Below are 18,086 nucleotides of genomic sequence, written 5' to 3' on the forward strand. Positions count from 1 at the left end.
CGAGAGGGAACACATCATGGCAAGTCATGGCATCAGAGATCAGGTGGCGATCGTCGGAATGGGCTGCACCCCGTTCGGCGAGCACTGGGACAAGAGCGTCGACGACATGCTCGTCGAATCGTCGTCGGCGGCCACGGCCTCGGCGGGCGTCGACCTCGACGACGTCGACGCGTTCTGGCTCGGCACCATGGGGTCGGGGCTGTCGGGTCTCACGCTCAGCCGTCCGCTCAAGGTCGACCACAAGCCGGTCACCCACGTCGAGAACTACTGCGCCACCGGCTCGGAGGCGTTCCGCAATGCGTGCTACGCGGTGGCGTCGGGCGCGTACGACGTGGCGATGGCGATCGGCGTCGAGAAGCTGAAGGACTCGGGATACTCGGGCCTCGTCGTCCCCAACGTCGCGCACGACGGTTCGTCGGCCCAGCTCACGGCCCCCGCTGCGTTCAGCTTCCTCGCCCCGGCATACGGCGAGAAGTACGGGGTCGACAGCCAGGAGATGAAAGACGTGATGACGCGCATCGCCTGGAAGAACCACAAGAACGGTGCGCTCAACCCGAGAGCGCAGTTCCAGAAGGAGGTCTCGAAGGAGACCATCGAGTGCGCGCCGCTCATCGCCGGGCCGCTCGGCATCTTCGACTGTTCGGGTGTGAGCGACGGGTCGGCGGCGGCGATCATCGTCCGCGCCGAAGACGCCTACGACTACACCGATCATCCGATCTTCGTGAAGGCGCTGTCGTTCGTGGCGGGCCCGGCGACCGGAACGGTCGACCCCGACTACGACTACACGTCGTTCACCGAGGTGGTGCACTCCGCGACCGATGCGTACCGCCAGGCCGGGATCGAGCACCCGCGCGACGAGCTCGCGATGGCCGAGGTGCACGACTGCTTCACCCCGACCGAACTCGTGCTGATGGAAGACCTCGGTTTCGCCGAACGCGGCATGGGGTGGAAGGAAGTGCTCGCCGGCACCTTCGACCTCGACGGCGAACTGCCCGTCAACCCCGATGGGGGTCTCAAGTCGTTCGGTCACCCGATCGGGGCGTCCGGCCTCCGGATGCTGTTCGAAGCATGGCTGCAACTGCGCGGTGAGGCGGGCGATCGGCAGATCTCGTCGATCGGCCTCGACGGTGCGCCGGGCAAGACCAAGGCGCTCACGCACAACCTCGGCGGGTCGCCCGGGTCGTGCGTCAGCTTCGTGTCGATCGTCGGGAGTCGTCTCGACTGAGGGCCTGCTCGATGTCGGCCAAGAGGTCGGTGGTCTCCTCCAACCCGACCGACATGCGGACGAGCCCGTCGGTCACGCCTGCCGCATCCATCTCCGCGGCGGTGAGGCTGGCGTGCGTCGACGTGGCCGGATGGCACACGAGGGTCTCGGGTCCGCCGAGCGAGGTCGCCACGCGGCACACCGTCACGCGCTCGAAGAACTCCGACACGGCCTCGCGTGTGCCGAGGTCGAACGACAACGTGGTGCCGTACTGCAGGAGTTGACGCGCGGCGATGTCGTACTGCGGGTGCTCGTTGAGGCCGGGATAGTGCGTGGCGCTCACCGCGTGGTGATCGGCGAGCAGCACCGCGATCGAACGGGCCGACTCGTTCTGCTGGCGGGTGCGCACGGCGAGAGTGCGCACGCCGCGGAGCGCGTTGAGCGCGTCGAACGGTGACGGCGTGGCGCCGTGGAGGACGGAGTACGCCCAGATCTCGGCGAGCAGATCGGCATCGCCCGAGATGACGCCGAGCGTCGCGTCGTTGTGGCCGGCGATGCCCTTGGTGGCCGAATGCAGCGAGATGTCGACGCCGTGGTCGAGTGGACGTTGCCCGAGCGGCGTGGCGAACGTGGAGTCGACGACGGTGAAGGGTCCCTTGATCGCTCCGAGTTCGTCGAGGTCGGCGAGTTCGAGCCGCGGGTTCGACGGGGTCTCGGCGAGCACCACCATCGTTCTGCCGGGTTGCACCGCGGCCGCGAACGCTCCGGGCTCGGCCACGTCGACGAACGTGGTCTCGATGCCCAGGCGTGCGCACGGACCTTGCAGGAATGCGAGCGTGCCGGCGTAGAGCTGGCGCTGCGCGACGACGTGGCTTCCGGACGAACACAACGCGAGCACGGTCGAGGCGATGGCCCCCATGCCCGACGCGAAGGCGAGCGACTCCTCGGCGCCTTCGAGGTCGCGGATCGCTTCTTCGAACGACCGCACCGTCGGGTTGCAGTAGCGGCTGTAGAAGTCGCCCTGCCGGATCGACGTGGCCCGCCGGTTGGCATCGTCGAGCGATTCCGACTCCCAGGTCGACGACGCCCACAGTGCCGGAGCGAGCGACCGTCCGGAGGCGGCGCGGCCGGCGGTGATGGCCCGGGTCGAAGGGGAGTGCTGATCGTCGGTCACGACGCAGCACGATACCCGACCTCAGGGGTCAACAATTCGTGGTTTGTGTTTCTGCACGTCTTGACGACGTCGACACGTGCTGCGTCGCAGCAGGGTCGATCAGCTCGGACGTGATCGCGTCGATGAGTGCAGCGGCCACCTCGGGGGTCTCGCCGGGAACGGTGCGGACGATCTGGTGGACGATCGGAAGTGGGGGGAGGGCGTCGCCGGGCAGCCAGGCGATGATCGTGTCGTCGAGGTATCGCGAACCGAGCACGCCCACGCCGAGGCCGGCCTCGACGGCCGCACGTACGCCGTTCATCGACGATGCGGAGAAGGCGACGGCGTGGCCGATGTCGGCGTCGTCGAGGAGCGGTTCGCTCAGCGTCCGGTAGAAGCAGTGTTCGCCGAAGGAGATCAGCGGGACGACATCGTCGGTGGAGAACGTCGATTCGCAGCACGCGACCCAGCGCAGTTGGTCACTCCAGAGGACCGTGTCGGTGTCGAGGAGTTGGTCATCGCTCACCTGGATGATCGCGAGGTCGATCGCGCCCGAGGCGAGCGCGTCGTCGAGGTGAGCGGAGTGGTCGATGACGAATTCGATGACCGCGCCGGGGTGCGTGCGCTTGAACCGGCCGAGCACGGCCGCCATGCGCGACGCGTCGACCTCCTCGTTGGACCCGAGCTTGACCGTGCCGGTCAGTTCGCTGCTGGCGAGCCGTGCCGCAGCGCGATCGTGGAGGTCGACGATGGTCCGCGCGTCGTCGAGCAGCGCTCGCGTGTCGCGCGTGGGTCGCAGGCGGTGTCCGTCGCGGATGAGCAGCGGCCGGCCCACTCGCTCCTCGAGTCGTTTGATCTTCCAGCTGACGGCGGACTGCGACAGGTGGAGGTGCTCGGCAGCGCGGGTCATCCCGCCGTGGTCGAGCACGGCGATCAGTGTGCGGAGCGATTCGACGTCGAGGTGCAGCACGAGCCCACCGTAGACCGAACCCGACCGACCGAGCATGACGGTTCGACATGAAAAGCACCGAATTGTGTTGCTTGTGCCATGGTCGCGATGGGCGCATGGTGGAGTCATGACCACGATCCAGTTCGCCGCCACCCGCCCCACACGACCCACACGGCGCACACGCCTCGCTGCCAGGCGACGGCGTCCGTCGCCGCGACGCGTCGTTGCACAACTGCGACGACTGGCTCGCCCGCCGCGCCCGTTCACCACGCCCACCGATCACGTGTTGCGAGACCTGCCCGAAGCTCGTTCGATGCAGCGGTGATGGTGTGACCGGGTTGCGGTCGTGTCAGGCGAGCAGGTCGATGACCGTGCGGTGCAAGCGACCGTTGGAGCTGACCGCCGAGTCGTGTTGGTGCGTCACCTCGCCGAACCGATCGGTGAACGTGCCGCCCGCTGCTTCGACGATCGGCTTGACCGCGGCCAGGTCGTACGGCGCGACGCCGATGGCGTCGACCGCCACGTCCATCGAGCCTTCGGCGACGAGCATGTGTTGCCAGAAGTCGCCCATGCCGCGGCTGCGGCGGGCGCGCTGTTGGAGGGCGACCAGGTTCGGCGTGCGGCCCACGTCGTCCCATCCGGGACTGTGGGTCACGCTGACCTGCGCTTCGGCGAGATCGTCGACGGTCGACACGCCGAGTTCGCGCTCGACGATCGGTGAGCGCATGTGCGCGCCGAGGCCGACGCCGCCCCACCATCGCGTGCCGATCGCCGGGGCCGACACCACGCCCATCACGGCGTCGCCCTGGTACGTGAGCGCGATCAGCGTGGCCCAGACCGGGATCCCGCGTACGAACCCGGAGGTGCCGTCGATCGGATCGATGACCCAACGCCACGGCGCGTCGTGGTCGCCGGCGAGTCCGTGCTCCTCGCCGAAGACACCGTGACCCGGCCGAGCGGCGACGAGCGCCTCGACGATGAGCGACTCGGCGCCTCGATCGATCTCGGTCACTTCGGTGGCGTTCGTCTTCCAGTCGACGCTGAAGTCGCGATCGACGAAGTGCGGAAGCGTGTAGGCGTCGGCGGCATCGGCCACCTCGAGGGCGAGGGCGAGCTCGGCGGCGAGTTCGAGCGGCGTGTCGGACATGGTCATGCGGGCGGCTGGAAGTCGGGGCTGCGCTTCTCCTGCAGGGCTGCGAGCCCTTCGGCGGCGTCGGGCCCGAGGAAGTTGAGCATCTCGTAGGCGAGCGATGCCTCGAAGTTCGGGAGGGCCTGGCGCAGCCAGTGATTGAGCGCCCGCTTCGTCATCTGCGTGGCGTGCACCGGGCCGGCCGCCAGCTTCTCGGCCACGCCCAACGCCGTCGACAGCACGTCGTCCTTCGGCACGGCCTTCGACACGAGCCCGATCCGTTCGGCCTCGCGTCCGTCGAGGAAGTCGGCGGTGAGCAGGTAGTACTTCGCTTTGGCCATGCCGCACAGCAGCGGCCAGATCGCCACGGCGTGGTCGCCGGCGCCGACGCCGAGCCGGATGTGACCGTCGGTGAGCTTCGCGTCTTCGTTGATGATGCTGACGTCGGCCATCAGCGCGACGGCGAGTCCGGCACCCACGGCGACGCCGTTGATCGCCGACACGATGGGCGTGTCGCAGTCGATCATCGTGCGCACGATGTCGCCCGCCTCCTTCATCACCCGCATGGTCTGCGCGTAGTCGCCGACCTGTTCGGCGATCCAGTCGAGGTCGCCACCGGCCGAGAACGCTCGCCCGGCGCCGGTGACCACGACGGCGCGCACCGAATCGTCGTCGCCGATCGTGCGGAACACCCGTGACAGCTGCAGGTGCATGTCGGCACCCGTTGCATTCATCTTGTCGGGGTCGTCGAGCTTGATGAGCAGCACACCGTCGGTGCCGTCGGGACGCTCGAATCGCAGGCGGTCGTACTCTCGGTATCGGTCGTCGCTCACCGAGCCGAGACTAACCGCCAGGCCGGCGGCAGCTCAGTGCCCTGCGCCGACGCGGCCGGAGGTGTCGCTGTGCAGCTTCTCGGCGTGGCGGTTCAGGCCGATCAACTCGGCTTCGATGCCGCGCTCCGCGAACTTCGCGACGACGGTGTCGAGCGCGACGATCGCGGAGGTGTCCCAGATGCGGGCGTCGGTGCAGTCGATCTCGACCCGGGGCACCTTGACGGCGTCGTAGTCGAACGCGTGGACGAGGTCGTTGGTCGAGGCGAAGAACAGCTGCCCCGTGACCGCGTAGAGCCGTGCGTGGTTGTCGGGGTCGACGACGCTGGTGACGTTGACGAGGTGCGACACGTGGCGCACGAAGAACACCGCCGAGAGGAGCACGCCGGCGGCGACGCCGTAGGCGAGGTTGTGGGTGACCACGACGATCGCCACGGTCGTGATCATCACGGCCGTCTCGGTCTTCGGCATGAGCTTCAGCGTCGACGGCTTGATCGAGCTCCAGCTGAACGTGCCGACCGAGACCATGATCATCACCGCGACCAGCGCGGCCATCGGGATCTGGGCGACGAGGTCGCCGAGCGTGAGGATCAAGATGAGCAGGAACACGCCCGACGCCAGCGTCGACAGGCGAGTGCGGCCCCCCGATCGGTGGTTGATCATCGACTGGCCGATCATGGCGCAACCGGCCATGCCGCCGAGGAACCCGGTGGCGACGTTGGCGATGCCCTGACCGCGCGACTCGCGGTTCTTGTCGGAATCGGTGTCGGTCAGGTCGTCGAGCAGCTGCGCGGTGAGCAGCGATTCGAGCAGGCCGACGAATGCCAGCGTGAGCGAGTAGGGGAGGATGATGCCGAGCATCTCGAAGGTGAACGGGACGTCGGGCAGCGCCAGGAACGGCAGCGTGTCGGGCAGTTCGCCCATGTCACCGACGGTCGGGAGCTGCAGGTCGAAGGCGATGGCGTACGCGGCGATCGCTGCGATGGCGACCAGCGGCGACGGAATCGCCTTCGTGATGCGCGGGAGTCCGTAGATCACGGCCAGGCCGATGGCGATGAACAGCAGGTTCAGCATCAACTGGCTGTCGCGCACGGCCGAGGTCTCGTCGGAGAGGAGGATGTGCGGCACCTGTGCCAGGAAGATGAGGATGGCCAGCGCGTTGACGAAGCCGAGCATCACGGTGCGTGGGACGAACCGCATCAGTGCGCCGACGCCGAGATAGCCGAAACCGATCTGCAGCAGACCGGCGAGGATCGTGGCGGCGAACAGGTAGCCGACGCCGTATTCCTCGACGAGGTCGACGATGACGAGTGCCATCGCACCGGTTGCCGCCGAGATCATGCCCATGCGGCCGCCGGCCATCGAGATGATGATGGCGATCGAGAACGACGCGTACAGGCCGACCTTCGGATCGACGCCGGCGATGATCGAGAACGAGATCGCTTCCGGGATCAGTGCGAGTGCGACGACGAGGCCCGACAGCAGGTCGGTCTTCGGGTTCGACCACCAGGCCATCTTGAGGGACTCGCTACGCGAGGGGCGAGTGAGCGTTGCCGCATCAGTCATGTTCGTTCCACCGTCATCTTCCAGAGGTCTCGGACGTTCCGGACCACCGTCTGCGATGGGTGGGCCACGAATTCAGCTGTTCGACATCACGTATCGGCAGCAAAACCACGGTAGGTGAGGATCTCAGCGAAATCGCGACACGTCGCACATGTCACGTCGGCGCGGGTGCCGGCCAGCGGATCTCGGCGCGGTCGAGCGTGTCGGCTGCGTGTGACACGCGGTTGCGGCCGAGTCGCTTCGCATCGAGGAGCGCATCGTCGGCGCTCACGAGCAGTTGTTTGATCTCGGAGCGCGGCCCGCTCGCCACGCCGCAGCTCACGGTGAGGTCGATGCCGGGGGCGATGCTCTCCCAGTCGTGCGTCGCGGTGCTGAGCCGGATCTGTTCGGCGAAGTTGGTGCCGGCCTCGACGTCGCCGGCGACCGACCGGATGATGACGACGAACTCTTCGCCGCCGAACCTGGCGATGGCGGTCGACGTGCCGGCAGCGGCATGGAGCAACGTGCCGAAACGCGCGAGGACCTCGTCGCCGACGTGATGACCGTAGGTGTCGTTGATGATCTTGAACCGGTCGAGGTCGAACATGAGCGCCCAGGCGGTGCCGTCCTCGCGCTCGATCTCGTCGAGCACTCGGTCGAGCCAGCGGCGCGACCGGACACCGGTCGTCGGATCGGAGTCGATGTCGTCGGCGAGCTTCTGAGCGGTGTGCTGCCATGCCGAGCTGGCCCGTTCGAGTTCGGCGCGGCGAGCCACCTGGCCGGCGAGTTCACCGATCTGGTCGAGGTGCCAATGGCGCGTCATCGTCGCGAGTCGCGACGCGTCGGCGTATGCATCGTCGAACGCGCCCAGCGCGGCGTGCGCCCGGCCTCGCTGTTCGATCGCCCGGACGAGACAGTGATTGTCGGAGCTGGCCTCGAGCCCGGGAATCGCGACGTCGAGGAGTTCGATGGCGAGCATCGGGTCGCCGTTGCTCAAGGCGGCCATCCCGCGCACGGAGCGGTGCCAGGCGACGAGGTCGGGTGCGGCATCGTCGTAGAGCGGTTCGGACGCGGCGAGGCCCGCCGAGTCGGGGAGCACGCCGTTGGCGAGGTCGATCTCGCCGAACAGGCCACTGGCGAGTAGGTCGCGGGCGACGGGATCGCAGCCGCGGTCGCGGAGGTGGCTGGCTGCGTCGGTGGCGTGATCGAGACGGAAGCGGCGCACCTGTTCGTCGGTGGTGACATGCCCGCCTTCGGCGGCGATGTACCCGAACGAGAAGGCGACCAGATCGGCCGGGACACCCTCGACCAGGCAGGCGCCGTCGAAGGCGCGGCGGCCGACCTCCACCGCCAGGTCGAAGGCGCCGAGACGCATGAAGAAACCCGAGACCGCGAGCGAGGCGCGAACCGCTTCGACTTCGTCGACCTCGACGTCGCTGAGCATGATCAGCGCGTCGACCGCGTGCTCCATCGCATTGTGGAGCTCGCCGGTCTGATCGAGGAAGACGGCGGCCATCGACGAGGCGAACGCGGCGATGGGGAGGTCGCCGGCGGCCCGGCTGTGCGTCGCTGCGGCCTGCGCGGCGAGGGCCGGCTCGGTCGCGTCACCGCGTCCCTGGAGCGAGAGCGCCCGGGCGACGAGGAGTCGCCCGATCTCGTGGGAGTCGTCGGTCGCGTCGAGCGCCGCGGTGATGAGGTCGTTGAGCTCCGAATCGTGGCCGAAGGCCTTGCTTCGAGCTCGTGCGAGAAGTTCCTCGCTTGACAACACCTTCACACGAACGTATTCGGCTGGGGCCAGACACAACTCAAGGTCAGCGGCGCGCCTTTGACAGAGACTTGAGAGTCGTCAGCCGCGGATGACGTCGACCAGCGACGCGACGTCGAGGCCGAAACGAGCGTGGATGTTGCCCGGCTTCGGATCGTGCGGCATGAAGGTCGTGGGAAGACCGAGCACGTCGACCTGTCTGGTCGGATCGATGTCGGTGATCTGGTCGGCGATCGTCATGCCGATGCCGCCGGCGCGGATGCCGTCTTCGATGGTGACGACGCGAGCGTGGCGGGCCGCGTCGGCGATCATGTCGGGGTCGAGCGGTGCCACACAGCGCGCATCCCACACCGCCACGTTCGTGTTGGAGTCGGCCAGCTTCGCGGCGGCCTTCTCCGCGGTCTCGAGCATCTTGCCGACCGCGATGACACACACCGACGCGGACGGGTCGTCGGCCTCGACGACCTTGCGTGCGTGCATCCCGACGCCGACCTCGTGTTCGCTCACCTGGCGGGCGGCACCGCGGGCGTAGCGGATGGCGACGGGCCCGGCGTCGGTGAGGGAGGTCGCGTCGTGCAGCATCTGTGCGAGGTCTTGCGCCGACGAGGGGGCGAACACGCGCATGCCGGGCACCTTCGACAGCAGCGCCATGTCGTACACACCGTGGTGACTCGCGCCGTCGGGGCCGGTGACCCCGGCGCGGTCGAGGCAGAAGATGACCGGAAGGCGGTGCATGGCGACGTCGTACACGACCTGGTCCCACGCTCGGTTGAGGAAGGTGGCGTACACGGCGACCACGGGGCGGAGCCCGCCCATCGCCATGCCGGCGGCCAACGTGACGGCGTGCTGCTCGGCGATGCCGACGTCGAAGCAGCGATCGGGGAATCGAGCCTGGAACGGCAGGAGCCCGGTCGGGCCGGGCATGGCCGCGGTGATCGTGCACAGGCGCGGGTCGGCCTCGGCCTCCTTGATGATCGAGTCGGCGAAGGCCTGTGTGTAGCCGGTGGTGACGGCTTTGGGTGGGCCGACGGCCAAGTCGAACACCGGAGCGTCGTGCAGGTTCTTCTCGTCGTCGTCTTCGGCCGGCGAGTAGCCGCGGCCCTTCTGCGTGAGCATGTGCACCACGATCGGGCCTTCGTCGGAGAGTTCGATCGCGTTGAGGAGCGCGTGCTCCATCTCTTCGATGTTGTGACCGTCGAACGGGCCGATGTAGCGAGCACCGAGCGCCTCGAAGAACGAGGGCGGTTGCAAGAACTCGCGGACGCCGGCCTTGAACGCATCCATGGCCGAACCCGCCTGGTTGCCGACGACGGGCAGACCGCCGAGGAACTCCTCGATGCGGCGCTGGCGTCGGACGTACACGGGATTCTGGCGGATGTCGGTGAGCGCGTGCGAGAGGCGACCGGTGATGCGATCGGTGACCGACGGGTGATGGGAGCGCTCGTCGGTGCCCTGGGAGTTGGCCGACAGGTTGGAGATCGTGGGTGCGTACGAGCGGCCGTTGTCGTTGAGTACGACGATGACGCGTCGTGAATGGTGTCCGAGGTTGTTGAGCGCTTCGTAGGCCATGCCACCGGTCATCGCGCCGTCGCCGATCACGGCGACGATGTGGCGGCGGTCGTTGGTGCCCAGTTCGCGGGCGACGGCGAGCCCGTCGGCGTACGACAGCACCGTCGAGGCGTGGCTGTTCTCGATGACGTCGTGCTCGGACTCCTCGCGCGACGGATAGCCCGAGAGGCCGCCGGCCTGGCGCAGCGTCTCGAACGCCTTCTGCCGGCCGGTGACGATCTTGTGGACGTAGGCCTGGTGGCCGGTGTCCCAGAGGATCGCGTCGGTCGGCGAGTCGAACACGCGGTGGAGGGCGAGCGTCAGTTCGACGGCGCCGAGGTTGGAGCCGAGGTGACCGCCCACTTCCGACACCGCCGAGACGATGAAATCGCGGATCTCGCCTCCGAGGTCGTTCAGTTGGTCGTAGGAGAGGCCCCGCAGGTCCTCTGGTCCTCGAACACTCTCCAACAGCACGCTTGGGACGCTATCCCGATTCGGCGACCGGGGTTCAGCGGGGCGCGCGATACACCGAAACGTGCTGGGTGCTGTGCTCGTCGAACTCGTCGCCGGCCATGTTGGCGAAGCGGGTGTCGAGGGCCAGACCGGCGCTGGCCGCCATGGCGTCGAGGTCGTCGACCGAGGCCCACCTGATCGACCACGGACGCAGTCGTACGCCGCCCGACTCGGTGAACTCGACGAACTGACCGCTGGTGCGACGTTGGTCGGGGCGATGATCCGACACCGACAGCACCACCCGGTCGACGGCCATCGACCGCACCGACACGTCGCTGCCGGCCTGCGCGGTCTCGTCGGGAACGACCGCTTCGACGATGAACGCGCCGCCGGGGGCGAGCCGCTCGGCCACCGCATGGAAGCACGCTTGCTGCTCACCGTCGCCGAGGAGGTTGAACAGCGTGTTGTACGCGACGAGCGCCACGTCGAACGGGCCGTCGGGGAGTTCGGTGGCCATGTCGCCGCAGACCGCCGTGACCCGATGCGGTCGATCTCGCTGCCGGTCGGCGAGACGGTCGAGCATCGCCTGGCTCGAATCGACACCGACGACGTCGATGTTGCGGTCGGCGAGGGGGAGGGCGAGCCTGCCGGTGCCGACGCCGAGTTCGAGCACTCGGCCGGCGTCGCTGCCCAGCGTGGCGACGACCCGTGCGGTCGTGGCGTCGACGTCGGTGACCTCGGCGTACCAGTCGTCGTACACGTCGGCGAATCCGTCCCCGTAGGAGGTCGAGTCGTAGCCGCGCATCGCCGCCACGATACGGCGCCGTCGTGGCAGGATGGCAGCGATGAGCGACCGCCGCGCACCGTCGACGTTGCGTCGCAGCCGTCACCCGGCCGTCGGAGCGCTCGATCGAGGGGGTGCGTTGCTGCAAGCGCGTCTGCGCGACGTGCTGGTCGGCTCGGCGATCATTCTTGTCCCGGCGATCGCGCTCAATCTGTGGATGACCGTGGTGGCGTTCGACCGGTTCGATTCCGACGACGCGCTGCTGCCGTCGTTCGCGGGCGGCACGACCGGCTCGGGCGTCGAGGACGTGTCGGCGTGGATGGCGATCTGGTTCGTGTCGTTCGTGACGACCCTCGTCGGGGCCTTCGCTGCGCAGATCCTCCTCGGGCAGCGATTCGGCACGGTCGTGACGATGCGGCGGGCGATGACCCAGACCCTCAAGCGATTTCCGGCAGTGGCGTGGTTGTGGCTGCTCACGCACTGGTGGGTGCCGGTGTTCACGCTCGTGATCGTCAGCTCGCAGGATGCCGACGTGGGCGGCCTGATCTTCATGTACGCGGTGTTCGCGCTCTTCGCGTCGACGTTCACGCTGCTCGCCGTGCCGGCCATGGTCGGCGAACGCATCGGCGCGTTCGCCGCAGCGAAACGGGCGTTCCGACTGGCTCGGCTCCGGTTCGGCGCGTGCATGATGTTCGTCGTGTTGGCCACGCTGTTGGCGTCGGCGTTCCTCGTCGGCCTCGCCACGCTCGCGCCGCTGCTCGAAGTGAGCGGTTTCGTCCGCTTCGGTGGCCTGACCTGGCTCGTCCAGGGTGTGTTGGTGCAGATCGGGGTGCTCGCGGTGGTGCCGCTGGTCGCGCTGGCCACCGCGCAGATGTACGTCGAGGTGCGTCTCGACGCCGAAGGGCTCGACCTGGTGATCGAGGCCGACGCCGCGTTCGGAGCGGTTCGGTGAGTCTCGACCCCGACGAGGTGCGTGACGTCGCATGCTCGGTCACCGCGGGGAGCGACGTGTGCGAAACGGCCGCGCCGCGCGACATCGAGCCGGTCGACTTCGACCCGCCGAGCGTCGGCGGCGGTGGAGGTGGAGGTGGCGGGATCGTGCTCGTCGTGCTGCTGGTCGCGGTGGTCGTCGCGGGGCTCGTCTGGCTCGTCAGGGCGTGGTTTGCCGGGCGGTCGACGGCGAACGACGACGGTGATTCCGGCCATGACGATCTCGACGAGGATCTCGACGAGGAGGTGGCGGAGCGGATCATCGACCACGAGACGCCGCCCGACCGGTGGCGCCGTTCGGCCGCCGAGCATCGGGCAGCCGGGCGGTTTCGCGACGCCATCCGCTGCGAGTACCGCGGTCTCGTCGGCGATCTGGCCCGCGCCGGGTTCGTCGACGAGATCCCGGGGCGAACCTCGGGAGAGGAGCGAGCCCAGATCGCCGAGCTCGCACCGCACGTGCTCCACGACTTCGGTACGGCCGCCGACCTGTTCGACCAGGCGTGGTTCAACGACGACGCCGTGGTCGCCGAGCACGACGAACGCTTCGTGACCGCGTCGACGGCCGTCCTCGGATCGGTGCGCGTCCGATGAGTCGCACTGCGGTCCGAGCCGAGGGCACCTCCTCCGGGGTGAAGGTGGTCGGCTCGATGCTGTTCGTGCTGGTCATGGCGGTGGTGGTGCTGCTCCTCGTGCGTGCTCGCCCGGCGCCGGAGCCGTTCGATCCGCGCTCGGGTCGACCCGACGGCGCGCGCGGCCTGGTGTTGACCCTCGAGCGTCTCGGCGCAGTGGTCGACGACACGCGTGACGTGCCGGTCGACGGATCCGACACGACGGTGATCGTCCTCGACGACCGACTCGACGACGAGCAGCGAGTGCGTCTCGTCGAGTTCGCCGAGGCGGGCGGCGTGGTGGTCGTCGCCGATCCGATGAGTTCGTTGCACGGCGGCGCCGGACTCGACGGGGGAGCGGTGGAGATCGTCGGGCCCGATCTTCCCGAGCAGCGGTTCGACGCCGCTCGGGAGGCCAACCTCACGGTCGGTACCTGCACGTATCCGACACTGCTCGGCTCGCGGGGGATCCTGGTGCCCGAGGGCGTGCTCTTCCCGGTCGGACCCACCGAGCCGCAGTGCTTCACCCGCGGCAGCAACTCGTTCATCGTCGAACGCTCGATCGGCGAGGGGACGATCATCGGTCTCGGCGACAACGAGGTCTTCGTCAATCGACACCTCCGGCGGGCCGACAACGCGGCGTTGGCTGCTGCGCTGTTGATCCCCGATCCCGGAGGCTCGGTGACCGTCCTCGTCGGCAACGGCGCGTCGCCGACCGTGGCCGACCTCGGTTCGGGCGACGACACGTTGTTCGATCTGGTGCCGACATGGGTGTGGATGGCCCTCGCGCTGGGCGCGCTGTCGTTCGTCGTGTTCGCCATCTCCCGGAGTGCGCGCCTCGGGCGCATCGTCTCGGAGCCGGTCGCGGTGCCGATCGCCGGCAGCGAACTCGTGTCGGCGACCGGCAATCTCATGGCGCGGGCCGGTCATGCCCAGCGAGCCGGCTGGCGTGTGCTGAGCCGACTCCACCGCGACCTCAGCCATGCGTTCAACGTCGACCAGTCCGCCCCGCTCGACGTGCTCGACCACGCCGTCAGCGACGGTGCCGGAACCGCGCCCGGCGAGGTGGCACAGTTGCTCGGTCGGTCTGCGACCGACGACGCGTCGCTGCTCGACATCTCCCGATCCGCCAACCGTCTCCGCCGACGAGTGCTCGAAGCCGAGCGCGAACCCGAACCAGAAAGCGTGCCGACATGACCCAACCGTTCGATCAGCCCATCGGATCACCGACATCGCAGCCCGCTCCACCGGCCACCGACCCGGCGTCGTCGAGTGCCCGCCAGGCGATCATGAACGTGCGCGACGAGGTCGGCAAGGTGATCGTCGGACAGGAGGGTGTGCTCAGCGGGGTGATCTCGGCGCTGCTCGTCAACGGGCACGTCTTGCTCGAAGGGGTGCCGGGCGTGGCCAAGACGCTCCTCGCCAAGACCCTCGCTGCGGCGTTCGACATGGAGTTCACCCGGGTCCAGTTCACCCCCGACCTGATGCCGTCGGATGTGGTGGGCCTGTCGGTGCTCGATCAGGCGCCGGGGCAGACTCCGACCTTCCGGTTCCGGGAAGGGCCGGTGTTCACCAACCTGCTGCTCGCCGACGAGATCAACCGCACGCCGCCCAAGACACAAGCTGCGCTGCTCGAGGCGATGGAGGAGCGTCAGGTGTCGATCGAGGGCACCACCCATCGACTCCCCGAACCGTTTCTGGTGATCGCCACGCAGAACCCGATCGAGTACGAAGGCACGTTCCCGCTGCCTGAGGCACAGCTCGACCGCTTCCTGTTCAAGCTGGTCGTCGGATATCCGACCGAGCGGCAGGAACACGACATGCTCGTGCGCCACCACGCCGGTATGGACCCGCACGCGCCGGGCCTCGTCCGAGCGGTCGCGTCAGCCGCCGACCTCGCACAGGCCCGACGCGAGATCGGTCAGATCACCGTGGAGCCGGCCGTGCTCCACTACATCGTGCAGCTGTGCCGGTCGACTCGCGAGTCGCCGTCGCTGCAGCTCGGTGTGTCGCCGCGCGGTATGACGTGGCTCCTGCACGCGTCGAAGGCGTGGGCGTGGATGTCGGGTCGGGCGTTCGTGACCCCCGACGAGGTGAAGGCCGTCGCGAAGCCGACACTACGGCACCGGGTGCTCGTGCGGCCCGAACTCGAACTCGAAGGCACGGCTGCCGACACGGTGATCGACGGGTTGCTCGCCACCGTCCCGACGCCGCGCTGACACACGCTCGACGACCCGCATCATGGCCACCCGACGCAGCGCTCCCATCCCGACGGGATGGCTCGCGCTCGTCGTCTTGCTCGTCGCTGTGCCGCTCGCGGTCGTTCGCTCCGACCGGTGGGCGCTCGTCGTGGTGGCGCTCGCGCTGGTCGCCGTGGCCGCGATGATCGACTTCTTCGCGGCGCTGTCGCCGAACGAGATCGAGGTGGAGCGGGAGTTCCCGTCGCTGCTCACCGTCGGCGAGCAGGCCCGACTCGCGTGGATCGTGAAGAATCGCTCGGAGCGATCGACACCGGTGGCGGTCGCCGACGCGATCTGGCCGAGCCTCGCCGCAACACGACGTTCGTCGACGTTCGATCTCCCCGGACGCCGCCAGCACCGCTTCGGTGCGACCATCGAACCGAGCCGTCGCGGTCGGTTCCCGTTCGGCGCGATCACGATTCGCACCACGGGGCCGTTGCGGATGATGCATCGTCAGCAGACCCGACACGTTCCCGGAACGCTTGCCGTGCTCCCGGCGTACCCGTCTCGCGACCTGATGGCGACCCGGATGCGCATTCCGCTCGAGTCGGGACTGCGCAGCGTTCGCCAGCGCGGGACCGGCACCGACTTCGACCAACTCCGTGAGTACCGGCCGGGTGACGACATCCGCCGCGTCGACTGGGCGGCCACGGCTCGTCAGCAGAAGGCGATCGTCCGCGAGTACCGGGCCGAACGCAACCAGCACGTCGTGTCGCTGCTCGACAACGGTCGGGTGATGGCCGGCACGGTCGGCGGAGTGCCACGAGTCGAGCATGCGATGGACGCCGTGCTCGGCCTGACGCAGGTGGCGTCGAAGCTCGGCGACAACGTCGGCCTGGTCACCTTCGATCAGCAGGTGCGCGGCATCGTGCCCGTCTCCAACAGCAAGGCGCAGTTCAGCCGGATCGCCGAGGCGATGTACCTGCTCGACACGTCGTACGGCGAGAGCGCCTACCGAGTGGCGTTCACCACGGCGGCGTCGAGATTCCGGCGACGATCGCTGTTCGTCGTCTACACCGACCTCGTCGAGACCGTCGTGGTCGAGTCGCTGCTCCCCGCCATGGCTGCGCTGACGAAGACCCACCTGGTGATGATCGCCGCCGTCCGCGACCCCGACGTGGCCGACTGGGCGACCGGGGCAGGGGAGCGGCCCGACGACGGCCCGGCCGAGGCGTACCGATCGGCCGCGGCGGTCGCATCGCTCACCGCCCGTGACCGGGCCGTGGCGAAACTGTCGGCCGCCGGAGCGATCGTCGTCGACGCCCGACCCGGTGAACTGGCCACCGCCGTGGTCGACCAGTACCTCGAACTCAAGGCCAAGGGTCGCCTCTGATCCAGAGGCCCGGGCCGTTCGGTTGTCAAGGAGCTGTCGGTTCGGCGGCCGGCCGTGAGTGGAACGTCGGGCGTTCGTCGTGGCCGGTCGGGGGAGTTCGTGGGTCACGCCACCTGCTGGTGAACGGTGTCGAGCGATGAGGGCAGCCGTCGGCCGTCAGGGCCGATGAAGCAGAGGTGTTGTGCCGTTCCGGTCAATCGCCACGATCGGTCGTGGATGTCGTGATGGTGGTGATGGCAGAGCAAGACCAGTTCGTCGAGATCGGTGAGCCCGCCCCGGGCTGCGAATTCGTTGATGTGATGGCCTTCGCACCACTCCGGTGGCCGATCGCAGCCAGGGTGTCGGCACCCGCCGTCTCGTGCGACGAGGGCCAGGTATTGCTGCGGTGAGATCGTTCGCCGGCCACGGCCGAAGTTGATCGTGGCGCCGGTCTGATCTGCGACGTAGCGGTGGATCACTGCGTCGCAGCAGATCTCATCGACCTCGTCGGACGTGAGCGTTTCTCCGAACGTGCCGGTGGCAACGCCCGAGCGTTGCTCGAGGTCGGCGATCGTCATCGTGGCGATCACGCGAGGCAGGTTGCGCCCGCCGGTGACCTCGCCGCGCTCGTATGCGGCACACAGGTCGCCCAGAGCATCGACCCGGCGCTGCGTGGCGCTGCGCCCGGAGTTGTCGGTTCGTTGTTGTTCGGCCAGGTGGCTGAGCGTGCGTCGAAGACTCTGAGCGATTCGATTCGGGAGCATCCCGTCGACCTGAGTCATGCCATCGCCCGCCGGCCGGAACGACAGGCACCGAGCAGCGTTGGCGGTCGTCCGGCGCGCTGCGTCGTCGACCGGATTGGCGACGGCGCGCCACGTCTTGACCGCCTGTGCGGCCTTGGTCGGCGTGAGCCCGGCCAGTTCGTCGACGAGTTCGCCTTCGACCGCGTCGAAACCGACATCGTCCACAGCGACCGCGAGTTGGAGCGCTGCCGCAGGCGACAGGTCGCCGCTGCGGACAGCGCGGTCGATGGCCTCGTGCTGTGCCATGACCTCGCCGAGCTCGACGGTGGCTCGCGCCTGCCCCCAAGCGACACCGGTTGCGTTCGAGAAGAACGCGGCCATGGACGCGGCTCCCGAGGCGCGCCACGCCTCGGAGTCGGCGACGACGGCAGCGACCCGCGCGATCTCGCCGCGCAGTCGGTCGGACTGCGTGCTGAGTTCGACCAGCACTGTCGATGCGGTCGCCGGGTCGACCGCATCCAGGTCGAGCCGATCGAGTGCGTCGATGGCCTCCGCGAGCCTCGCCACGACCTGGCGTGCTTCGACTTCGGTGGCCAACATGGGAACCACTGTACCGAACAAGTGTTCGATACGCAACCTGTTGTCAGCAGGTTATTCAGTGTTCAGCGACGGGCCTGGTCGACGCGGAGCGCAGTGACGGCGTGTTGGCCGTCGTGGATCTCGCGGTCCAGTCGGTGGGTGCCGCCGAGCACGAACCGCGTCGAACGCGGCGGCCGAGCCGTGGCGTGGCCGCCCTCGTTGGAGGTGGGCGAGAGCGCGCCGTCGGGTCGAGGCAG

At 68.5% G+C, this 18,086-nt stretch carries 16 protein-coding genes; 7 read left to right on the forward strand and 9 right to left on the reverse strand.

The genetic code is table 11. From position 1 onward, the window contains the following. Positions 1 to 16 precede the first annotated feature (16 nt). Positions 17 to 1,225 (forward strand): acetyl-CoA acetyltransferase, encoded by a 1,209-nt coding sequence (locus YM304_RS06115; RefSeq protein WP_015440782.1) that lies wholly within the window; start codon positions 17 to 19, stop codon positions 1,223 to 1,225. Here YM304_RS06115 and YM304_RS06120 read toward each other — a convergent pair. Next, positions 1,188 to 2,378 (reverse strand): trans-sulfuration enzyme family protein, encoded by a 1,191-nt coding sequence (locus YM304_RS06120; RefSeq protein ID WP_015440783.1) that lies wholly within the window; start codon positions 2,376 to 2,378, stop codon positions 1,188 to 1,190. The genes YM304_RS06115 and YM304_RS06120 overlap by 38 nt on opposite strands. Positions 2,379 to 2,406: 28 nt before the next feature. Beyond that, complete coding sequence (locus YM304_RS06125; protein WP_162142042.1) at positions 2,407 to 3,327, reverse strand: LysR family transcriptional regulator; 921 nt, start codon at positions 3,325 to 3,327, stop codon at positions 2,407 to 2,409. A 106-nt stretch (positions 3,328 to 3,433) separates the two neighbouring features. Between YM304_RS06125 and YM304_RS24610 the strand changes: the two genes are divergently transcribed. Next, positions 3,434 to 3,631 (forward strand): hypothetical protein, encoded by a 198-nt coding sequence (locus YM304_RS24610; protein WP_041298061.1) that lies wholly within the window; start codon positions 3,434 to 3,436, stop codon positions 3,629 to 3,631. 24 nt (positions 3,632 to 3,655) lie between these two features. Here YM304_RS24610 and YM304_RS06135 read toward each other — a convergent pair whose 3' ends face one another. The 6 genes from YM304_RS06135 to YM304_RS25550 all read right to left on the reverse strand — a co-directional run bounded on the left by YM304_RS06135 (position 3,656) and on the right by YM304_RS25550 (position 11,378). Further along, positions 3,656 to 4,459 carry an inositol monophosphatase family protein gene (locus YM304_RS06135; RefSeq protein ID WP_015440785.1) on the reverse strand — a complete coding sequence of 268 codons (804 nt, stop codon included), beginning with the start codon at positions 4,457 to 4,459 and terminating at the stop codon, positions 3,656 to 3,658. Beyond that, complete coding sequence (locus YM304_RS06140; RefSeq protein WP_015440786.1) at positions 4,456 to 5,268, reverse strand: enoyl-CoA hydratase/isomerase family protein; 813 nt, start codon at positions 5,266 to 5,268, stop codon at positions 4,456 to 4,458. The genes YM304_RS06135 and YM304_RS06140 overlap by 4 nt, the downstream gene beginning before the upstream one ends. Positions 5,269 to 5,301: 33 nt before the next feature. Next, entirely contained in the window at positions 5,302 to 6,831 is a 1,530-nt protein-coding gene (locus YM304_RS06145) for a SulP family inorganic anion transporter (RefSeq protein ID WP_015440787.1), read from the reverse strand. Between the two features lie 151 nt (positions 6,832 to 6,982). Next, a complete protein-coding gene (locus tag YM304_RS22110; RefSeq protein ID WP_154723331.1) occupies positions 6,983 to 8,575 on the reverse strand; it encodes a GGDEF domain-containing protein in 1,593 nt (530 codons plus the stop codon). 78 nt (positions 8,576 to 8,653) lie between these two features. Further along, positions 8,654 to 10,594 carry a 1-deoxy-D-xylulose-5-phosphate synthase gene (locus YM304_RS06155; protein ID WP_015440789.1) on the reverse strand — a complete coding sequence of 647 codons (1,941 nt, stop codon included), beginning with the start codon at positions 10,592 to 10,594 and terminating at the stop codon, positions 8,654 to 8,656. Between the two features lie 34 nt (positions 10,595 to 10,628). Beyond that, positions 10,629 to 11,378: a class I SAM-dependent methyltransferase gene (locus YM304_RS25550; RefSeq protein ID WP_041299093.1), complete on the reverse strand. Its 750-nt coding sequence runs from the start codon at positions 11,376 to 11,378 to the stop codon at positions 10,629 to 10,631. 40 nt (positions 11,379 to 11,418) lie between these two features. On the opposite strand from YM304_RS25550, the gene YM304_RS06165 reads away from it, so the two are divergent. From YM304_RS06165 to YM304_RS06185, 5 genes are read left to right on the forward strand one after another with little or no spacing between them, the layout of a single operon-like run. After that, a complete protein-coding gene (locus YM304_RS06165) occupies positions 11,419 to 12,309 on the forward strand; it encodes a hypothetical protein (RefSeq protein ID WP_154723332.1) in 891 nt (296 codons plus the stop codon). Further along, complete coding sequence (locus tag YM304_RS22115; protein WP_015440792.1) at positions 12,306 to 12,938, forward strand: DUF4129 domain-containing protein; 633 nt, start codon at positions 12,306 to 12,308, stop codon at positions 12,936 to 12,938. Before YM304_RS06165 ends, YM304_RS22115 begins: the two co-directional genes overlap by 4 nt. Beyond that, positions 12,935 to 14,152 (forward strand): DUF4350 domain-containing protein, encoded by a 1,218-nt coding sequence (locus YM304_RS06175; RefSeq protein ID WP_015440793.1) that lies wholly within the window; start codon positions 12,935 to 12,937, stop codon positions 14,150 to 14,152. Before YM304_RS22115 ends, YM304_RS06175 begins: the two co-directional genes overlap by 4 nt. Next, a complete protein-coding gene (locus YM304_RS06180; RefSeq protein WP_015440794.1) occupies positions 14,149 to 15,174 on the forward strand; it encodes an AAA family ATPase in 1,026 nt (341 codons plus the stop codon). Before YM304_RS06175 ends, YM304_RS06180 begins: the two co-directional genes overlap by 4 nt. A 22-nt stretch (positions 15,175 to 15,196) precedes the next feature. Continuing rightward, on the forward strand, positions 15,197 to 16,528 hold the full coding sequence (locus YM304_RS06185) for a DUF58 domain-containing protein (RefSeq protein ID WP_015440795.1): 1,332 nt from the start codon (positions 15,197 to 15,199) through the stop codon (positions 16,526 to 16,528). A gap of 104 nt (positions 16,529 to 16,632) precedes the next feature. Here the strand turns inward: YM304_RS06185 and YM304_RS22120 are convergent, their stop codons facing one another. After that, positions 16,633 to 17,886 (reverse strand): HNH endonuclease signature motif containing protein, encoded by a 1,254-nt coding sequence (locus tag YM304_RS22120; RefSeq protein WP_015440796.1) that lies wholly within the window; start codon positions 17,884 to 17,886, stop codon positions 16,633 to 16,635. Positions 17,887 to 18,086 lie beyond the last annotated feature (200 nt).

The organism is Ilumatobacter coccineus YM16-304 (assembly GCF_000348785.1).
In the GTDB taxonomy this organism is placed as follows: Bacteria; Actinomycetota; Acidimicrobiia; order Acidimicrobiales; family Ilumatobacteraceae; genus Ilumatobacter_A; species Ilumatobacter_A coccineus.

Bases quoted from the DNA above. Each gene is read 5' to 3' on its own strand.
- YM304_RS06115 (WP_015440782.1), top strand. From the start codon at position 17: ATGGCAAGTCATGGCATCAGAGATCAGGTGGCGATCGTCGGAATGGGC.
- YM304_RS24610 (WP_041298061.1), top strand. From the start codon at position 3,434: ATGACCACGATCCAGTTCGCCGCCACCCGCCCCACACGACCCACACGG.
- YM304_RS06135 (WP_015440785.1), bottom strand. From the start codon at position 4,459: ATGACCATGTCCGACACGCCGCTCGAACTCGCCGCCGAGCTCGCCCTC.
- YM304_RS06145 (WP_015440787.1), bottom strand. From the start codon at position 6,831: ATGACTGATGCGGCAACGCTCACTCGCCCCTCGCGTAGCGAGTCCCTC.
- YM304_RS25550 (WP_041299093.1), bottom strand. From the start codon at position 11,378: ATGCGCGGCTACGACTCGACCTCCTACGGGGACGGATTCGCCGACGTG.
- YM304_RS06165 (WP_154723332.1), top strand. From the start codon at position 11,419: ATGAGCGACCGCCGCGCACCGTCGACGTTGCGTCGCAGCCGTCACCCG.
- YM304_RS06175 (WP_015440793.1), top strand. From the start codon at position 12,935: ATGAGTCGCACTGCGGTCCGAGCCGAGGGCACCTCCTCCGGGGTGAAG.
- YM304_RS06180 (WP_015440794.1), top strand. From the start codon at position 14,149: ATGACCCAACCGTTCGATCAGCCCATCGGATCACCGACATCGCAGCCC.
- YM304_RS06185 (WP_015440795.1), top strand. From the start codon at position 15,197: ATGGCCACCCGACGCAGCGCTCCCATCCCGACGGGATGGCTCGCGCTC.